General features: G+C 61.7%; 15 protein-coding genes, 1 pseudogene and 2 riboswitches. Of the genes and pseudogenes, 8 read left to right on the forward strand and 8 right to left on the reverse strand.

Annotation, left to right across the window (positions count from 1 at the left end; translation table 11 throughout):
* Window positions 1-510: pseudogene (locus tag K0F88_RS32610) on the forward strand (MFS transporter); the annotation flags it as partial.
* A 63-nt stretch (window positions 511-573) separates the two neighbouring features.
* Window positions 574-831, forward strand: a complete 258-nt coding sequence (locus K0F88_RS26715; protein WP_094467243.1) for a DUF2790 domain-containing protein — start codon at window positions 574-576, stop codon at window positions 829-831.
* On the opposite strand, the gene K0F88_RS26720 is transcribed toward K0F88_RS26715, so the two are convergent.
* A complete protein-coding gene (locus K0F88_RS26720) occupies window positions 828-1232 on the reverse strand; it encodes a MerR family transcriptional regulator (RefSeq protein WP_094467242.1) in 405 nt (134 codons plus the stop codon). The genes K0F88_RS26715 and K0F88_RS26720 overlap by 4 nt on opposite strands.
* 77 nt (window positions 1233-1309) lie before the next feature.
* On the opposite strand from K0F88_RS26720, the gene K0F88_RS26725 reads away from it, so the two are divergent.
* Together K0F88_RS26725 and poxB are read left to right on the forward strand one after the other, a co-directional pair.
* Complete coding sequence (locus K0F88_RS26725) at window positions 1310-2533, forward strand: NADH:flavin oxidoreductase/NADH oxidase family protein (protein ID WP_094467241.1); 1224 nt, start codon at window positions 1310-1312, stop codon at window positions 2531-2533.
* An 84-nt stretch (window positions 2534-2617) separates the two neighbouring features.
* Window positions 2618-4342, forward strand: coding sequence for a ubiquinone-dependent pyruvate dehydrogenase (gene poxB / locus K0F88_RS26730; RefSeq protein WP_219097217.1), 1725 nt, complete (start codon window positions 2618-2620; stop codon window positions 4340-4342).
* 115 nt (window positions 4343-4457) lie between these two features.
* On the opposite strand, the gene K0F88_RS26735 is transcribed toward poxB, so the two are convergent.
* The 5 genes from K0F88_RS26735 to cobW all read right to left on the reverse strand — a co-directional run bounded on the left by K0F88_RS26735 (window position 4458) and on the right by cobW (window position 12996).
* Window positions 4458-6104 (reverse strand): phospholipase D-like domain-containing protein, encoded by a 1647-nt coding sequence (locus K0F88_RS26735; protein WP_094467239.1) that lies wholly within the window; start codon window positions 6102-6104, stop codon window positions 4458-4460.
* Between the two features lie 102 nt (window positions 6105-6206).
* Window positions 6207-6818 (reverse strand): VWA domain-containing protein, encoded by a 612-nt coding sequence (locus K0F88_RS26740; RefSeq protein WP_094467251.1) that lies wholly within the window; start codon window positions 6816-6818, stop codon window positions 6207-6209.
* Between the two features lie 53 nt (window positions 6819-6871).
* A complete protein-coding gene (locus K0F88_RS26745; protein ID WP_219097218.1) occupies window positions 6872-7870 on the reverse strand; it encodes an ATP-binding protein in 999 nt (332 codons plus the stop codon).
* Window positions 7871-8064: 194 nt separating this feature from the next.
* Window positions 8065-11931, reverse strand: a complete 3867-nt coding sequence (cobN, locus tag K0F88_RS26750; RefSeq protein ID WP_219097219.1) for a cobaltochelatase subunit CobN — start codon at window positions 11929-11931, stop codon at window positions 8065-8067.
* A gap of 3 nt (window positions 11932-11934) precedes the next feature.
* On the reverse strand, window positions 11935-12996 hold the full coding sequence (gene cobW / locus K0F88_RS26755) for a cobalamin biosynthesis protein CobW (protein ID WP_219097220.1): 1062 nt from the start codon (window positions 12994-12996) through the stop codon (window positions 11935-11937).
* Window positions 12997-13093: 97 nt separating this feature from the next.
* Window positions 13094-13309, reverse strand: a riboswitch (cobalamin riboswitch).
* 177 nt (window positions 13310-13486) lie between these two features.
* A riboswitch (cobalamin riboswitch) is annotated at window positions 13487-13715 on the forward strand.
* A 118-nt stretch (window positions 13716-13833) separates the two neighbouring features.
* Between cobW and K0F88_RS26760 the strand changes: the two genes are divergently transcribed.
* The 4 genes from K0F88_RS26760 (at window position 13834) to cobM (ending at window position 15996) form a co-directional block, all read left to right on the forward strand.
* On the forward strand, window positions 13834-14025 hold the full coding sequence (locus tag K0F88_RS26760) for a CbtB-domain containing protein (RefSeq protein WP_219097221.1): 192 nt from the start codon (window positions 13834-13836) through the stop codon (window positions 14023-14025).
* Window positions 14026-14036: 11 nt separating this feature from the next.
* Window positions 14037-14741: a CbtA family protein gene (locus K0F88_RS26765; RefSeq protein WP_219097222.1), complete on the forward strand. Its 705-nt coding sequence runs from the start codon at window positions 14037-14039 to the stop codon at window positions 14739-14741.
* On the forward strand, window positions 14738-15151 hold the full coding sequence (locus K0F88_RS26770) for a cobalamin biosynthesis protein (protein WP_219097223.1): 414 nt from the start codon (window positions 14738-14740) through the stop codon (window positions 15149-15151). Before K0F88_RS26765 ends, K0F88_RS26770 begins: the two co-directional genes overlap by 4 nt.
* A 98-nt stretch (window positions 15152-15249) precedes the next feature.
* A complete protein-coding gene (gene cobM / locus K0F88_RS26775; protein WP_219097224.1) occupies window positions 15250-15996 on the forward strand; it encodes a precorrin-4 C(11)-methyltransferase in 747 nt (248 codons plus the stop codon).
* A 97-nt stretch (window positions 15997-16093) separates the two neighbouring features.
* Here cobM and nfuA read toward each other — a convergent pair whose 3' ends face one another.
* Entirely contained in the window at window positions 16094-16678 is a 585-nt protein-coding gene (gene nfuA / locus K0F88_RS26780; protein ID WP_007898222.1) for a Fe-S biogenesis protein NfuA, read from the reverse strand.
* Window positions 16679-16735: 57 nt separating this feature from the next.
* The gene (locus K0F88_RS26785; RefSeq protein ID WP_219097225.1) at window positions 16736-17770 is read right to left on the reverse strand and encodes an acyltransferase; all 1035 of its coding nucleotides are present in this window, start codon (window positions 17768-17770) and stop codon (window positions 16736-16738) included.
* Window positions 17771-17954 lie beyond the last annotated feature (184 nt).

A 17954-nucleotide genomic window follows, 5' to 3' on the forward strand; every position in this document is an offset into this window, starting at 1 on the left:
AGCGCCTGGGCGGTCAGCAGCGGCGGCTACCTGCCCTTCGCACTGGCCATTGCCGTGACGGGCGCCGGTGCCGGCCTGCTCAATGGCGACACGCAAAAAAACATCATGGCCTGCGTTCCCCGCGAGCGCACCGGCATGGCCTCGGGCATGAGCACCACCATGCGTTTCAGCGCGATCGTGCTGGCCATCGGTGTCTTCGGTGCGTTGCTGTCCAGCCACACCGAATTGCTGTTACGCACCAGCCTGTCGACTCAAGGCACGCAATGGCTTAGCCAGACCCAGGGCATTGCCTCACGGGTGGTCGCCGGTGACATGACGGCGGCGATGAATCTGCTGCCGGAAACCGCGCGTGCGTTGGTCGAGCCACTGGCGCGTCAGGCCTTCGTCGGCGGCTTCAGTCTGCTGCTTCTGGTCGCCGGGTTGCTGGCCTTACTGGGGGCGCTGGTGGTCGGCACGCTGATGCGCAATCCAATCCCGGCGCCGAAAAGTTTTTCCCTGAGCCTGGAATAAACCCCAACGGGGCTCGTCGTACTGCCACTGAAATCGTTCAGTAGCCACTACGAGAGCCCCATCATGAAACGCATTCTGTCCGCCCTGTTTCTTATCAGTCTGAGCGGTATTGCAGCGGCCGCTTCCGTCGACAATTCCAGCACGCCGAAAGTCGAGGACTACAAGTATTCGACGCCGCTCCATATCGCCAAAGTGCTCAACATGACCCGCGACGATGGTTGCGGCCCCCTGCCGCGGGAGATGACCTACATTGATACCGCGGGCACCACCCATGTCCTGCGCTACCAGGCCTTTGGCGAAAACTGCCTCGGTCAGAACTAATGCTTGATCGACGCCAGCACCCGCTCGGCATTCTCACCGCAGGCCATTCCTTCGGGCCGCGCCTGGATGTTCTCGATCAACCCCAGCAACTGCGCCTTGCTCTGCGCCAGGTGCAGTTGCATCGCTTCGATCTGTTCGACTTTGCGCCCCAGGCTTGCCACCAGTTCAGCGTGCTTGAACTCGCCTGTCACCGTGTCCGGCAACAATAACTTCAGCTCTTCGAGGCTGAACCCGGCCTGCTGCGCGCACTGGATGATCTTCAGGGTTTGCAGGACTTGTGGCGGGTAACGTCGATAGCCGTTGGCCAGGCGTTCCACTTGCTGGATCAGGCCTTGTGCCTCATAAAACCGAATGCGCGACGCGTTCAACCCGCTTAATTGCGCCAATTCACCAATCTTCATCTCGGCCTCATTTGCCTGCTTGACATTAAAGTTAACTTTAAGCTTAGCCTCTACTCATCACTGATGAGGAGTCAAGCATGTCGCCCTTTCAAACGCTGAATTTGCCCAACGGCCAGACCCTCGGCAATCGCATCGCCAAAGCCGCGATGGAAGAGAACCTTGCGGATACCGGCCAGGCGCCGTCCAGCGCGTTGTTTCAGCTGTATCAGGCCTGGGCCGAGGGCGAAGCGGGTCTGCTGCTGACCGGCAACGTGATGATCGATCGCCGCGCCATGACCGGCCCCGCAGGTGTCGTGCTGGAAGACGAACGGCATCTTGAGCAGTTCCGTCAGTGGGCTACCATCGGCCGCTCCGGTGGCGCGCATTTCTGGGTGCAACTCAATCATCCCGGCCGCCAGACCATGGCCAACCTCGGCCAGCAAGCCTGGGCACCGTCGGCCGTGGCGCTGGATCTGGGTTCGTTCTCCAAAATGTTTGCCGAACCCAAGCCGATGTCGGAAAGCGATATCGCCGAGGTCATCCAGCGCTTCGCCACCAGTGCGGCCCTGGCGGAAAAAGCCGGTTTCACGGGGGTGCAGATTCATGCGGCGCACGGCTACCTGCTCAGCCAGTTTCTCTCGCCCTTGACCAACCGTCGCACGGACCGTTGGGGAGGTTCGCTGGAGAATCGCGCCCGTCTTTTGCTGGACGTGGTCAGCGCCGTTCGCCAAGCCGTGTCGCCACAGTTTTGTGTCGCGGTAAAACTGAATTCCGCAGACTTCCAGCGCGGCGGTTTCGACGCCGACGACGCCCGCCAAGTGATCCAGTGGCTCAACGACCAGCCACTGGATTTGCTGGAACTCTCTGGTGGCAGCTACGAAGCGCCGGCCATGCAAGGCGAAGCCCGCGACGGCCGGACCCTGGCCCGGGAGGCGTACTTTCTGGAAATGGCCGGCGAACTGGCCAGCGTTGCGAGCATGCCGGTGATGGTGACGGGCGGGATCCGACGCCTGGCCATCGTCGAACAGGTGCTCGACAGCGGCATCGCCATGGCCGGTATCGGCACGGCACTGGCCATCGAACCGCAACTGGTCAAACGCTGGCGCGAAGGCCAGAACAGCCACCCGCAATTGCCGCCGATCCGCTGGAAACGCAAACCGCTGGCGGCCCTGGCGAGCATGGCCGTGGTGAAATTCCAGCTGCATCGCCTGAGCCGTGGGCGCAAGACCCGGCCACAGGTTTCGGCGCTATGGGCGTTGATTCTCGATCAGCTGTACATCGCCCGGCGCACGCGCCAGTACCGACAGGCGATGGGCAAGTAATCACACATCCGGGTGAGTCATGGTTGCCACAGTGTTGTCCTCTTTTAACCCCCGAGGACAATTCATTGATCACTGGAGCATCCCATGGCGAAAATCACCCTTGCCCGGCAACTGGCAACCACCCTTGAACAGGCCGGCGTCAAACGCATCTGGGGCCTGACGGGCGACAGCCTGAACGGCCTGACCGAAGCCCTGCGGACCATGGACAGCATCGAGTGGATGCACGTGCGTCACGAGGAAGTTGCAGCGTTCGCCGCCGGTGCCGAAGCGGCGGTCACCGGCGAACTGGCGGTGTGCGCTGGCAGCTGTGGGCCGGGCAATCTGCACTTGATCAACGGGCTCTTCGATTGCCATAAAAACCATGTGCCGGTGTTGGCCATCGCCGCACAGATTCCGTCCTCGGAAGTCGGCCTGAATTACTTTCAGGAAACCCACCCGCAGGAACTGTTCAAGGAATGCAGCCACTTTGTGGAACTGGTGAGCAACCCGGCGCAGATGCCCCAGGTGCTGCATCGGGCGATGCGCAGTGCCATTCTGAATCGCGGCGTGGCGGTGGTGGTGATTCCCGGCGATGTGGCGCTGCAGGAAGTCGAAGACAACCTCAAACCCTGGCCTGCGCTGTCGAAACCCCGCACCCTGCCCGCGCCTCAGGACCTGGATCGTCTGGTCGAATTGCTGAGCCAAAGCAAAGCCGTGACGTTGATGTGCGGTGCTGGCTGCGCGGGTGCCCACGATCAGGTGGTGGCATTGGCCGACGCCCTCGGCGCGCCGGTGGTGCATGCATTGCGCGGCAAGGAGCATGTGGAGTGGGACAATCCGTTCGACGTCGGCATGACCGGGCTGATCGGCTTCAGCTCCGGTTATCATGCGATGCTCAACTGCGACACGCTGGTGATGCTCGGGACTGACTTTCCCTATCGGCAGTTCTACCCAACCGACGCCACCATCATTCAGATCGACCACGACCCGCAAGCCCTCGGACGGCGCACCACGCTGGATCTGGGCATCGCCGCCGATGTTGGCGAAACCCTCGCCGCGTTGCTGCCGCGCCTGCCTTATCGTGGTGATCGAAGCTTTCTCGAGTCATCCCTCACACACTACCAAAAGGCCCGACAGGGTCTGGATGACCTGGCTCAACCGTCGGCGCCGGGCCGGCCTATTCATCCGCAATACCTCACTCGCCTGCTCAGTGAACTGGCCGATGACGATGCGATCTTCACCGCCGACGTGGGCACGCCGACAGTCTGGGCCGCGCGTTATCTGAAAATGAACGGCCAGCGCCGATTGCTTGGTTCGTTCAATCACGGCTCCATGGCGAACGCGATGCCCCACGCCATTGGCGCGCAAGCGGCGTTTCCTGGGCGGCAGGTGATTTCGCTGTCCGGCGATGGCGGCTTCAGCATGTTGATGGGGGACTTCATTTCGCTGGCGCAACTGAAACTGCCGGTGAAAATCATCGTCTACGACAATGCCTCGCTCGGATTCGTGGCCATGGAAATGAAATCCAGCGGGCTGCTGGACACCGGCACGGACCTGCACAATCCGGACTTCGCGGCGATGGCCAATGCCATGGGGATCCTGGGGATTCGTGTCGAGGAATCCGAGGCGCTGGAACCGGCCTTGCGCCGCGCGCTGGCGCATGACGGGCCCGTGCTGGTGGACGTGGTGACCGCGACTCAGGAATTGGCGATGCCACCGACGATCAAGCTGGAACAGGCAAAAGGGTTCAGTTTGTACATGCTCAAAGCGGTGATGAGCGGGCGTGGGGATGAAGTGATCGAGTTGTCGCGAACGAATCTGTTCCGCTGACGCGCCCGAACCGCGTCGCCCCATCGCGAGCAGGCTCGCGCCCACAGGATTTGTAAACGCCCGAGATCCAGTGTGGGAGCGAGCCTGCTCGCGATGGGGCCCATGAGACCAACGATTACTGCCCGGAAAAACGCAGTCGGGACAACTGACGCAAATCCCCCTCGACATAATAATCATCAGTCCAACTGTCATCCGCCACCAACGGATGCACCTCCTTGAGCGCCAGTTTTTTCGCAAAATACCGAAACCGGTAATGCTCATAAAACCGCAGCAATTCCAGACCATAACGATCGGCCAGATCGGTATCGCCGCGAATGATCAGGTAGTTCTCGTCATTGCTGTTACTGGCCGCCGCACTGAGGTTATGGCTGCCACTGATGATCGTCGGTGAGTCGCTGGTGAAGTCCGTGACGATGGCTTTGGTGTGCACCAGCAGGTTGCCCTTCTGGCCTTTCTTGTTTTCCATGAGCCAGCCTTCCAGCCCGGTGTTGAGCAGCGCAACCGTGGTGAATTCAGCGCTGCGGTCGGCATGAAACCCGGTGATTTTGCTCGCGGAATTTTGCAGGCCATAGCGCAGGATGTCGTCGTGGGGCTTACCGAGCAACGCGTTGAGGATAGCGTCGGGCAAGGTGAACGCGGTAACGAACAGCACGTCTTTTTTTGCCTCGGTGATGATGTCGACGAACTCATGCAAGTCGCCCTTGCCCGAGCGCGGTGAGAATCCGGCGAACAATGGTTGGCTCGGGTCCATCGGGTTGTGTTGGGTGATCCATTGCCGCGTGGTGCCGACATCCGCCGGTGTGTTCCAGACCTGTTTGAAGGTTTCCAGGTAGCTGGCGCCGACCCGAGGATCGTCCAGCACATGCACCACATTGGCCTGACGGTAGATGCCGTTGGGGGTGAAGTTGGTACTGCCGCAAAGCACGGCTTCAGGCTGGCGCAGCCCCGTTGCATCGAGACGACTCAGGACCATGAATTTGTTGTGGAAAATGCTGTGAGTGACCCGGCCGCGCTTGTTCGCCGCCGGAAGCTTTTCCAGGCTCGCTTCGTTCATGGCGGTGGTGTCTTCACCCAGTTGCGCGTGATAAAGGACGCGCACGTTCACGCCGCGTTCGTGCGCCGCGTTCACCGCATCGACAATCACCGGTAACTGGTACTCGTAGATGGCGATATCCAGAGCCCACTGGCTGTCGATGGCCCGCGCGATAAACCCGAGCATGCGCCCGAGTAAACCGTTTTCCAGCCATTGGCGCGGGGCATCGGGCCAGTCTTCGATAGACGGCTTTTCTTTGCCGCTGAGGAGCGCGTCGAGCTCGGGAAACTTGCGCTGGAACGCCTGACTGGCGGCCACGGCGCGGTTGAAATTGACACTCTGGTTGCCGGGATGGCCGTCGTCGGAAGTGACCGTCACCTCCAGGGATTCGCCCAGTTGCGGCGCATTGGCGCTGCCGTAGGCCAGATAGACCCGGTATTGGATCGTCAGCCCCGGATTGACCGCGTAATCGGCCCAGCGAAATTTCTGCAACGGCGCGATATTGCTGGGGGTGGCGTGGTATTGAGGGAAGGTATGGGGCTTGCCCGGGAACGTCAGGCTGTTGAATAGAAACTGCCAAGGTTTGTCGCCCTGCTGCTTTTCGATGGCGAAACCCAGCAGGCCTTTGCGACGGGGTTCGGCCACATCCATGGCCAACAGCACGCCATTGGTGCCGGCATAAGCTTTGACGCGGAAATCGTTCTGATGATTAACGGCAAGTGCGCGCATGATTCACTCCTGTGATCGAATGCACTCAGAGCATAGGGGAGCGATGCGGATTCGCCATGATTCTCCGGGACCGCGATGGGGCCATTGCAAATAACACAATTTTCAGCCGGAGATCAGCTCATCAATGTGCCGATAATCCGCTTGCAGCGCTGCAGCCATCTGTCTGGCCCGACCTAGCCGAATCGGCCCGCGCTCGATATCAATCAATAACCCCGGGCAATCCAGCACCGGTAACCCTGGCCAGTCCTTCAATCGCCCATCGGTCACCAGCAGCAGCCTTTGTTGTTCCGCCGGAAAGCGTTTTTGCCGTATCGCCAGCCAACGCCCCGCTTCGCCCAGCGCCGCCAACAACGGCGTCCCGCCGCCCGCACCCAGACCATCGAGCCAGGCACGCAACCCCGCTGACGCTTTCAAGCCTTCTACCTGCCACTTCGGCGCCTGACCGCTGGCGGTCAACAAGGCCAGGCGCGCGCGTTGGCGGTACGCGTCGTCGAACAACTGAGCAAGTAATCCCTTGGCATCGCTTAGAGCCTGATGACGGCGTGTCGAGGCCGATGCGTCGACGATCACCAGCCACAGCTCATGGGAGGAACGCGTGCGCAGGTGGAACAGCACATCTTTGCGCTGACGCGGCCGACCATTGAGCAAAGTGCCGGGCCAGTTGATCGAGCCGCTGCGCGCAGCGTGACGCTTGCCCTGCTTTCCGTTGTCCAGCCGTCCTGCGCGGGGTCTGGCATTCGCCCCCGCGTCAGATCGAGGGCGAATGCCTAGGGCTTTTTTGGCCAGCTCGGCACTTCACGTCGGGCGCCGACCGGCAGCGCCTGAGCGGGCATTTCGCCCCATTGGCCCTGGCCTTCGCTCGGGCTGGAAGATTGCGCCGAGGGCGACTGATTGTGTTGCGGCGCTGGGGGCGATTGCTCGCGGCGACGATGACGCAGGGCAAACTCGGCGACGGCGTCGATGTCTTCCTCACCGATGGCGCTCGCCCCTCGCCATGCGGCGTGGGCACGGGCCGCGCGCAACCAGACCAGATCGGCGCGCAGGCCATCGACCCCAGCGGCAAAACAGCGCTCGGTAATCTGCGCCAGTGCGGCATCATCCAGCGGGATGTTCGCCAATGCGCCGCGCGCCTTCTGGCAGCGTTCACGCAGGGACTGCTGCTGGCTTTCCCACTCGACGCAGAAACCCTGCGGATCGCTGTCGAAATCCAGACGCCGACGGATGATCTGGCCACGTTCGGCCGGTGCAGTGTGACCACTGAGGGCGACGTTCAGGCCAAAACGGTCGAGCAGTTGCGGACGCAGCTCGCCCTCTTCCGGGTTCATGGTGCCGATCAATACAAACTTCGCCGAATGCCGATGGGAAATGCCGTCGCGCTCGATCAGATTGGTGCCGCTGGCGGCCACGTCGAGCAACAGGTCAACGAGGTGATCGGGCAGCAGATTCACCTCATCGACGTACAGTACACCGCCGTCGGCCTTGGCCAGTACGCCGGGGGAAAATTGCGCGCGGCCTTCGCTCAGGGCGGCGTCGAGATCGAGGGTGCCGACCAGCCGTTCTTCGGTGGCGCCCAGGGGCAAGGTGACGAATTGACCGCTGGCCAGCAAGTCCGCGAGGCCTCGGGCGAGGGTTGACTTGGCCATGCCGCGTGGGCCTTCGATCAGCACGCCGCCGATCTTGGGATCGATGGCGGTCAAGTAGAGCGCGAGCTTCAGATCGTCGGCGCCGACCACGGCGGAGAGGGGGAAATGTGGGGTGTCGGTCATCTTCAATACTCGGTCATGGTCGGTAACAGCGATCTCAAGAACACACTCAAAACCTGTGGCGAGGGAGCTTGCTCGCGTTCGGCTTCGAAGCAGCCGTAGATACTGACACTAAGGTATGCCTGACAAAATGTGCCTTCAGGTTTTGGGCTGCTGCGCAGCCGAGCGGGAGCTTGCTCCCTCGCCACAGGTCCATTTCAGCTGTCTTCTTCTATATCCAGCAACAGGTTTTCCAGGGCCTCGCGATACGCGCCCGGTTCCTGCCACATCCCCCGCTGCTGCGCTTCGAGCATGCGCTCGGTCATGTCGCGCAACGCATGCGGATTATGCTCACGCACAAAATCCCGGGTCGCCGGATCGAGCAAATACGCATCCGCCAGCAATGCGTATTGATGATCGCCGATCAGCTGGGTCGTGGCGTCGAAGGCGAACAGATTATCCACCGTCGCGGCCAATTCGAATGCGCCTTTATAGCCGTGACGCTTCACGCCGTCGATCCACTTCGGATTCGCCGCCCGGGAGCGGATCACCCGGTTCAGCTCTTCCTTCAAGGTGCGGATCTTCGGCAAATCCGGCTGACTGTGATCGCCATGGTAACTGGCCGCCGCTTCGCCGCTGAGGCTTTCCACGGCGGCGAGCATGCCGCCCTGGAATTGGTAATAGTCATTGGAATCGAGCAGATCATGCTCGCGATTGTCCTGGTTTTGCAGCACCGCCTGCACCTGGCTCAGACGCTGGGCGAATTGTTCGCGGGCGGCGGTGCCTTCATCGGACCCGCCGTAAGCGTAGCCGCCCCAGTTCAGGTAAACCTCGGCCAGGTCTTCGCGGCTTTGCCACAGACGGCCGTCGATAGCGCCCTGCACGCCTGCGCCATAAGCACCGGGTTTGGCCCCGAAGATGCGCCAACCGGCCTGACGCTTGGCCGCTTCTTCATCAAGGCCCGATTGCATCAGCGCTTCACGTTCGGCGCGCACTTTGGCGGCCAGCGGGTTGAGGTCGTCCGGTTCGTCCAGCGCGGCGACCGCTTGCACGGCGGCGTCGAACAGGCGGATCAGGTTGGCGAAGGCATCGCGAAAGAATCCGGACACGCGCAACGTCACATCCACCCGCGGACGGTCGAGCAAGCTCAGTGGCAGAATTTCAAAGTCGTCGACCCGCTGACTGCCGGTGGCCCAGACCGGGCGCACGCCCATCAGCGCCATGGCCTGGGCGATGTCGTCGCCGCCGGTGCGCATGGTCGCGGTACCCCAGACGGACAGGCCGAGCTGACGCAGGTGATCGCCGTGGTCTTGCAGATGCCGTTCGAGAATCAGGTTGGCCGACTGGAAACCGATGCGCCACGCGGTGGTGGTTGGCAGATTGCGCACGTCCACCGAGTAGAAATTGCGCCCGGTCGGCAGCACGTCCAGTCGACCGCGACTCGGTGCGCCGCTGGGGCCGGCCGGGACAAAGCGGCCGCTCAAGGCGTCGAGCAGGCCGCGCATTTCTGCCGGGCCGCAGGCGTCCAGGCGTGGTGCGACCACTTCGCGCAGACTCTCAAGGATGGCGCTAACGTCAGTCCACATAGAACCCTGTGGGAGCTGGCTTGCCCGCGAAAGCGCAGTGTCAGGCGACAATGAGTTGTCAGATACACCGCCTTCGCGGGCAAACCCGCTCCCACAGGGGTTTTGGCTGGCTTGAGATGGGGTCAGTGTCAGCGAGATCAACTGGGCGGCGAAAAGCTCCAGCCGTTCGCGGGTATCGCCAGCCGTGCGCCACACTTGATCAGTAACGCTCAGCAGCTCTACGGGCCGCGGCCCGGTCCATGGCTCGGCCAACGCACAATCCAGCGGATCAAACCCCAGTTCAAACGCCTTGGACAACGCCCGCAATAAACTGGATTGCGCCCCACGTCCATCGCCACGGGGAATGCGCAACAGCGCCAACAATGTATCAATGCGCAAGCGCCCGGTCGGCGACTCGCCAAAGATGTGCAGGCCATCGCGTATCTGCGACTCTTTCAAGTCGCACAGGTACGTGTCCAGCCGCGGCAACCAGATCGCCGCATCAGCGTCGCTGTTGAGTTTTTCGTCCAGTTGCAGTTCACGGTCGATGTGCGTGTCGCGCACCAGTTGCAGGATGTCGCGCTGCAACTCTCGGGCGCGGCGCGGATCGAGCAATTGCGCTTCGTAATACTCGTCGGCCAACAACTCGAGGTTGCGCAGCGGACCGTAGGTTTCGGCGCGGGTCAGCGGCGGCATCAGGTGGTCGATGATCACCGCTTGGGTGCGACGCTTGGCCTGGGCGCCCTCGCCCGGGTCGTTGACGATAAACGGATAGATGTTCGGCAGCGGCCCGAGCAACGCGTCCGGCCAGCAGTTTTCCGACAGCCCGACACCTTTGCCCGGCAGCCATTCGAGGTTGCCATGCTTGCCGACGTGAATCACGCCGTGGGCGCCATAGGTGTTGCGCAGCCAGAAGTAGAACGCCAGGTAGCCGTGAGGCGGCACCAGGTCCGGGTCGTGATACACCGCACTCGGATCAACCTGATAACCCCGCGCCGGTTGAATGCCGACGAAGGTCAGGCCAAAGCGCAACCCGGCGATCATCATGCGTCCGTCACGGCACATCGGATCGCTTTCGGGCGTGCCCCAACGCTCCAGCACCGCTTGCTGATTGGCTTCGGGCAATCGGTTGAACATCAGCCGATAGTCGTCCATCGCCAAACTTTGCGCGCAGGGACGCTGATCAAGGGTGTCGAGGTCGTTGCTGACGCCCCCGAGCAATTGTTGAATCAACGCAGTGCCGCTGTCCGGCAACTCGGCGGGCAACGGATAACCTTCTGTGTACAGCGCCCGCAGGATGTTCAGCGCGGCGGCCGGGGTATCGAGGCCCACGCCGTTGCCGATGCGCCCATCGCGGGTCGGGTAGTTGGCGAGGATCAGCGCGATGCGTTTTTCGCTGTTCGGTACCCGGGCCAGATCGATCCAGCGCCGCGCCAGTTCGGCGACGAAATCCATGCGCTCCGGTTGCGCCCGATAGCACACCACGTCCGACTGACTGCGCTCGCTGCGCCACGCCAAGTCCTTGAAGCTGATCGGCCGGCTGATGATCCGCCCGTCCAGTTCCGGCAACGCGATGTGCATCGCCAGATCACGCGGGCCGAGGCCCTGTTCACTGGCGAGCCAACCCGGCTCGTTGTCCTGGGCGCAGATCGCCTGGATCACCGGAATGTTGCGTCGAAACGGCCGCAGATGCGGCGCTTCGGGGCTGGATTGAGCGAAACCGGTGGTGTTGAGGATCACCCCCGCCTCGACTTCGTCCAGCAGGTCCTCGACCACCGACAGGCAGCCGGGTTCTTTCAGACTGGCCACAGCAATCGGCAACGGGTTCAAACCCGCCGCCTGCAAACGCTGGCAGAAAACATCGATGAACGCGGTGTTCGCCGCCTGCAAATGCGAGCGATAGAACAGCACCGCCGCCACCGGTTGACCGGCCTGCCAGTCGGCTTGCCAATCGTGAAGGTCAGCGGGGCTCTTTTGCGGGTGGTAAATCGCTGTGCGCGGCAGGGTTTGCGGCTCGGCCCAGGCGTAATCGCGATCCAGCCAGCGATTGGCCAGGCAGCGGAAAAAATCCAGGCCATTGGCCATACCGCCCTGACGCAAAAACTGCCAGAGCCGGTCGCGGTCGTCGGCGGCCACGGTACTCAGGACGCTGAGTTCCGGGTCCGGGCGATCATCGCCGGGCACCAGAATCAGCTGAACACCGCGCTGGGACAGCTCCACCAGACGCTCGACCCCGTAACGCCAATAGGCGATGCCGCCGTGCAGCGAGATCAGGATCACCTTGGCATGACGCAGCACTTCGTCGACATACAGGTCGACCGACGCGTGATTCTGCACCTGCATCGGGTTGGCCAGGCGCACGCTCGGGTAATCGTCAGGCAGTTGCTGCGCCGCTTCGGCGAGCAGCGCCAGGCTGGAGTCGCCGCTGCACAGGATCACCAGCTCGGCGGGGGTTTGTCCAAGGTCGGCAATGTTGTCATCCGACACGAAACCGCCGGGCTGGGTCCTGAGCAGGTGCATGGCTTAAACGCTGAGCGCGGCGCGCAGTTGCGCTTCAAGCAGCGTGGCGTCCAGTTCTTGGCCGATCAGCACCAGGCGCGTGGTGCGCGCTTCATCGGCGCCCCACTGACGGTCGAAATGCTTGTCGAAACGCGTGCCCACGCCCTGTATCAGCAGGCGCATCGGTTTGTTCGGAATCGCCGCGAACCCTTTGACCCGCAGGATGCCGTGCTGGACCACCAGTTGGGTCAGCGCGTCCAGCAGCAGGCTTTCGTCGGCTTGCGGCAGCTCAATGGAGATCGAATCGAAGGCGTCATGGTCATGATCGTCTTCACCTTCATGGTGGTGATCGTGATGGCTGTGACGGCTGTCGATGTGTTCTTCGGAACCGGCGCCGAGGCCGATCAGCACGTCCAGTGGCACGCGGCCTCTGCTGGCTTCGATGACTTTGACCGCTGGCGGCAGCTCTTCGGCGACTTCCAGGCGCACGCGAGCCAGGTCTTCCGGGCTGATTAGGTCGGCCTTGTTGAGGATCACCAGGTCGGCGCTGGCCAGTTGGTCGGCGAACAGCTCGTGCAACGGCGATTCGTGGTCCAGGTTCGGGTCGAGTTTGCGCTGGGCATCGACCTGATCCGGGAACGCGGCGAAAGTGCCAGCGGCGACGGCCGGGCTGTCGACCACGGTGATGACCGCGTCAACGGTGCAGGCGCTGCGAATTTCGGGCCACTGGAAGGCTTGCACCAGCGGTTTAGGCAGGGCCAGGCCCGAGGTTTCGATGAGGATGTGGTCGAGGTCGCCGCGACGGGCGACGAGTTCGCGCATCACCGGGAAGAATTCTTCCTGGACGGTGCAGCACAGGCAGCCGTTGGCCAGTTCGTAGACGCGGCCGTTGGCTTCTTCTTCGGTGCAGCCGATGGAGCACTGCTTGAGGATTTCGCCGTCGATGCCCAGCTCGCCGAACTCATTGACGATCACCGCGATGCGGCGACCCTGGGCGTTGTCGAGCATGTGCCGCAGCAAGGTGGTTTTGCCCGAGCCGAGGAAGCCGGTAACGATGGTGACGGGGAGTTTGGCCAGTGTTTTCATCGGATGCCCTTTGGCAAGGTGGCGGGCATACGGGACGACAATCGCAGCGACGGGCGCGCGCGGAAGAGTTCGCCACCGGATCACCCCGCCCGGTTGTAGTGAGAATCTGTGTCGAGGCAGGTCTCCTGGCTGACGGTGTGCCGGGCTTGTGGGCCTGGCATTCGCTGCGCCTTCCCGCGAACCCGCTGAACAGGGTTTGCAGTGGCGTGGCAGCGAACATCACCGTTCACAGTTGCGGGGGCAGCCGCGGCATCGACCGCGTTCCCTTCTTAGCTTCGGCAAATGCCGAAGAACCTCGAAAGCGCAAGGCTACGCATGGTGTGGGGGCGGGTCAATGTCTTGTGGCGCCCTCACCGGCCCCTTCGCGGGCAAGCCTCGCTCCTACAGGACGGCAGTGCTTTTGTAGCAGCGAGGCTTGCCCGCGAAGAATTCACCTCGGCATCGAAATGAGAACCCATGCCAATTGACGCCAAACCCCCGCCCATGCTCTCCTACACGCCTTGTTACGGGTGCCCTTCACAGGGTGAAACGGGAAACCGGTGAATCATGTGCTTTACTCAAAGCCATGTCAGTCCGGTGCTGCCCCCGCAACGGTAAGCGAGCGAAGCGTCAGATCCACTGTGCCAGCAGTTCGGCATGGGAAGGTGATGCTTGCAGGTTCAGGCGCAAGCCTTGGCCCCTCGTGAGCCCGGAGACCGGCCCGCAACACAAAGTGACCCTTACGTCACTGAATAACAAACCCGCGGTGGGCGGGCGCTGTTTGAACCTCTGCGCGCCCGACTCGCAGGGGTCTTCCATGCGCTCTATTCACCCGCTGACAGACCAGAGGGATGCGCCATGTCGATCATCAGCAGTACCGACCATAGCTCCGCCAGCACCACCACAACCCTGAGCCAACGTCTGATCGCCGCCATGTGCGCGTCGATCCTTGGCGCGTGCCTCGTGTATTTCGCCGGTTTCTCGCACATCGAAGCGGTGCACAATGCCGCGCACGATACCCGTCACAGCTCCGCCTTCCCGTGCCATTGAGACCTGCCGACATGATCAAGCGTATAGCGCAAACCGCAGGTTTCACCGGACTGCTGGCCGCCCTGCTGCTGACCCTGCTGCAAAGTTTCTGGGTCTCGCCGCTGATTCTGCAGGCCGAAACCTACGAAAAATCCGAGCCGGCCGCTGTTGAAGTTCACGAACACGCCGCCGGTGTTGCCGCTCACAGTCACGACGCTGAAGCCTGGGAACCGGAAGACGGCTGGCAGCGCGTGCTGTCGACCACGGGCGGTAACCTGGTGGTCGCCGTCGGCTTTGCCTTGATGCTCGCCGGTCTCTACACCTTGCGTGCACCGACCAAAACCTCCCAGGGCTTGCTTTGGGGCCTGGCCGGTTACGCGACGTTCGTGCTGGCGCCGACCCTCGGCCTGCCGCCTGAACTGCCGGGCACTGCCGCAGCGGATCTGGCCCAACGGCAACTCTGGTGGATTGGCACGGCCGCCTCCACCGCTGTCGGCATCGCCTTGATTGTGTTCAGCCGTCACTGGCTGATGAAGATCCTCGGCGTGGCGATTCTCGCCGTTCCGCACGTGATCGGCGCGCCGCAACCGGAAGTGCACTCGATGCTCGCGCCGGAAGCGCTGGAAGCGCAGTTCAAAATCGCGTCGCAGCTGACCAACGTCGCGTTCTGGCTGGCTTTGGGCCTGATCAGCGCCTGGTTGTTCCGCCGCAAAAGCGATGGCCAATACCACGCATGATTGATACCCGCGCAGCGCCGACTTTAGTGGTCGGCCTGGGCTGCCAGCGCGGCTGCCCCGCCAGCACGCTGCGGGCGTTGATCGTTCAGGCATTGCAGGCTCATCAAATCGGACTTCACCAGATCAAGGCCCTGGCCAGCATCGACTTGAAGCGTAATGAGCCTGGCCTGATCGAACTCGCCGAACAACTCGCGTTGCCGCTGATGTATTTCAGCCGTGAGCAATTGGAAGGTTATAAACCGCAACTCAGCCATCATTCGGACATCGCGTTCGAACGCACTGGCTGCTACGGCGTGGCGGAAAGTGCCGCCCTGGCCCTGGTCGAACACCTGGCCCAGGCACCGGCGAAACTGCTGATTTCGCGACAAAAATATGCACAGGCCACCCTGGCATTGGCCTGCGTTGCGTAAGATCCCCGATAATCCCCACCTTCGATCATGAGCAATCTTCATCTGAAGCCTTGCCCAAGCCCCTTTTCTGACAGACTCTTTATTCAAAGGAACGGACGATGACCGTCTACTTCATTGGCGCAGGTCCCGGCGACCCGGAACTGATCACCGTCAAAGGCCAACGGCTGATTCGCAGTTGTCCGGTGATCATTTACGCCGGCTCTTTAGTGCCCGCCGCCGTGCTCGAAGGCCATTGTGCCGAACAGGTGGTCAACAGCGCCGAACTGCACCTGGAGCAGATCATCGAACTGATCAAGACCGCCCATGCCAACGGTCAGGACGTGGCGCGGGTGCATTCGGGTGATCCGAGTCTTTACGGGGCGATTGGTGAGCAGATTCGCTATTTGCGTGAACTGGGGATTGCGTTTGAAATCGTTCCTGGGGTTACGGCGACGGCGGCTTGTGCGGCGCTGTTGGGGGCTGAACTGACGCTACCCGACGTTTCACAGAGTGTGATTCTGACCCGCTACGCCGACAAAACCGTGATGCCGGCCGGTGAAGAACTGGGGAGCCTGGCCCAGCACGGGGCGACCATGGCGATTCATTTGGGGGTTAATCATCTGGAGAGGATTCTGGCGGAATTGCTGCCGCATTACGGCGCCGACTGCCCGATTGCGGTGATTCACCGGGCGACCTGGCCGGATCAGGATTGGGTGGTGGGGACGATTGCGGACATTGCCGCGAAGGTTGAAGCGAAAGGTTTTCGGCGCACGGCGTTGATTCTGGTGGGTCGGGTGTTGGGTAGCGATCAGTTCAGCGAGTCGTCGCTGTATCGCGCGGGGCATGCGCATCTCTACAGGCCATAGGACCCCAACGCGAGCCTGTTCGCGATGGGGCCAGTGAATTTCACCCATAAAAAAACGGCACTCACGGGTGCCGTTTTTTCATTTCGCAGCGAACACCTTAGTAGTAGGCGTTTTCTTTCTGCGTATGGTCCGTCACATCGCGTACACCCTTGAGCTCGGGAATGCGCTCAAGCAAGGTGCGCTCGATGCCTTCGCGAAGGGTGACGTCTGCCTGGCCGCAGCCCTGGCAACCGCCGCCGAACTTCAGCACGGCGATGCCGTCTTCGACCACATCGATCAGGCTGACCTGACCGCCGTGGCTGGCCAGCCCAGGATTGATCTCGGTTTGCAGGTAGTAGTTGATACGCTCATTGACCGGGCTGTCAGCATTGACCATCGGGACTTTGGCGTTGGGCGCCTTGATCGTCAGCTGGCCGCCCATGCGGTCCGTGGCATAGTCGACGACCGCGTCATCCAGGAAAGCTTCGCTGAACGAATCGATGTAGGCGGTGAAGCTTTTGAGCCCCAACGCGGTGTCTTCAGGTTTTTCTTCGCCCGGCTTGCAGTACGCAATGCAGGTTTCGGCGTACTGGGTGCCAGGCTGGGTGATAAAGACGCGGATGCCAATACCCGGGGTGTTCTGCTTGGAGAGCAGATCAGCCAGATAATCGTGGGCGGCGTCGGTGATGGTAATAGCGGTCATGGAAACTCCTCGCAGGCTTGGGCGCAGTTTACGCCAATCATCGCGCCGTACAAAGTCCTAGTATTTTTGTCGGGAAAGAGCCAGAGCCGCGTTATTCGCTGATTCGCCGTCGATCCACTCTTTAAGCCACCGATAGCTGCGTTTTTCTACATATTCGTAACTTGCCCAGGACGCCACGCCGATGGCCACCACACAAACGGCGAACATCAGGTAAGGATTTAGCCCATAACGCTGTGCGACAAACCCGCCAACCGACAGCACCAACACGTGCATCAGGTAAACCGAGTAGGAACAATCGCCAAGCACCCTGAACAGCCGGGAGTTCTCGACATAGCGCTCCAGCGCCATACACGCCATCACCAACACCGCACCGGGGACGCCCCAGGCCAGGAAGCGTGGCTGCGGCGCCAGGTTATAAATCGCCAGCAACGCGCCGCCAATCCCCAACAAGGGCAGCCAGAAACCGGGTTTGATCCAGCCGCGCCGATAGATCATGCCGATGGCGATCCCCAGCAAAAACTCATAAACAATGTCCGAGCGGTAGAACTCGCTGATCCAGCCATAACCGGTCCACGCCTGGCACACCGCAAACAGCAACGCCGCGACGATCAGCAGCCGAACCTGCAAGCGGAACAGCAATGCCCAGGCAAACAGCACGTAGAACAGCATTTCGTAGTTCAGCGTCCAGCCGACATTGAGGGTCGGATAGATCCCGTAGCCACCGGGGTTTTCCGTGGGAATGAATAACAACGACAGCAGGAAATGTGACCAGTCGACCGTCTGGTCCGGCAACACAGGCTGTGCGAACACGACCACCAACGCCATCAGCACCGTGTACAGCCAGTACGCCGGCACGATGCGAAACAGTCGATACAAGAGAAACCGTGCGGGCGGCAGCGATTTACCTTCGGTGGACAGGAAGATCACCAGGCCACTGATGACGAAGAAAATATCAACGCCCACCGCGCCCTTGTCGATGAACATCTGCCCCACGGGGCCACGGGCCTTGAAGTCGAAGAAAATCTGCATGAAGTGGTGGCAGACCACGGTCCAGGCCGCGACGGCGCGCAGTGCCTGTACTGAAATCAACATCGGCGCTCCTCCGATCGCAATCCCAAAACCACCACACATCCCCTGTGGGAGCGGGCTTGCTCGCGAAAGCGGTGTGTCAGTCGCCATCAGTGTTGCTGATACACCGCTTTCGCGAGCAAGCCCGCTCCCACAGGGGTTTGGCGGTGCCTATGAAATCCGACACCTGCCCACGCTTAAAGGTCGA

Origin of the sequence: Pseudomonas sp. UMAB-40 (genome assembly GCF_900095275.1) — a bacterium.
Classification (GTDB): Bacteria; Pseudomonadota; Gammaproteobacteria; order Pseudomonadales; family Pseudomonadaceae; genus Aquipseudomonas; species Aquipseudomonas mandelii_B.

What these genes read in the sequence shown, in the direction of transcription:
- K0F88_RS26715 (WP_094467243.1), top strand. Translation starts at nt 574, where the DNA reads ATGAAACGCATTCTGTCCGCCCTGTTTCTTATCAGTCTGAGCGGTATT.
- K0F88_RS26720 (WP_094467242.1), bottom strand. Translation starts at nt 1,232, where the DNA reads ATGAAGATTGGTGAATTGGCGCAATTAAGCGGGTTGAACGCGTCGCGC.
- K0F88_RS26725 (WP_094467241.1), top strand. Translation starts at nt 1,310, where the DNA reads ATGTCGCCCTTTCAAACGCTGAATTTGCCCAACGGCCAGACCCTCGGC.
- poxB (WP_219097217.1), top strand. Translation starts at nt 2,618, where the DNA reads ATGGCGAAAATCACCCTTGCCCGGCAACTGGCAACCACCCTTGAACAG.
- K0F88_RS26735 (WP_094467239.1), bottom strand. Translation starts at nt 6,104, where the DNA reads ATGCGCGCACTTGCCGTTAATCATCAGAACGATTTCCGCGTCAAAGCT.
- K0F88_RS26745 (WP_219097218.1), bottom strand. Translation starts at nt 7,870, where the DNA reads ATGACCGACACCCCACATTTCCCCCTCTCCGCCGTGGTCGGCGCCGAC.
- cobN (WP_219097219.1), bottom strand. Translation starts at nt 11,931, where the DNA reads ATGCACCTGCTCAGGACCCAGCCCGGCGGTTTCGTGTCGGATGACAAC.
- cobW (WP_219097220.1), bottom strand. Translation starts at nt 12,996, where the DNA reads ATGAAAACACTGGCCAAACTCCCCGTCACCATCGTTACCGGCTTCCTC.
- K0F88_RS26760 (WP_219097221.1), top strand. Translation starts at nt 13,834, where the DNA reads ATGTCGATCATCAGCAGTACCGACCATAGCTCCGCCAGCACCACCACA.
- K0F88_RS26765 (WP_219097222.1), top strand. Translation starts at nt 14,037, where the DNA reads ATGATCAAGCGTATAGCGCAAACCGCAGGTTTCACCGGACTGCTGGCC.
- K0F88_RS26770 (WP_219097223.1), top strand. Translation starts at nt 14,738, where the DNA reads ATGATTGATACCCGCGCAGCGCCGACTTTAGTGGTCGGCCTGGGCTGC.
- cobM (WP_219097224.1), top strand. Translation starts at nt 15,250, where the DNA reads ATGACCGTCTACTTCATTGGCGCAGGTCCCGGCGACCCGGAACTGATC.
- nfuA (WP_007898222.1), bottom strand. Translation starts at nt 16,678, where the DNA reads ATGACCGCTATTACCATCACCGACGCCGCCCACGATTATCTGGCTGAT.
- K0F88_RS26785 (WP_219097225.1), bottom strand. Translation starts at nt 17,770, where the DNA reads ATGTTGATTTCAGTACAGGCACTGCGCGCCGTCGCGGCCTGGACCGTG.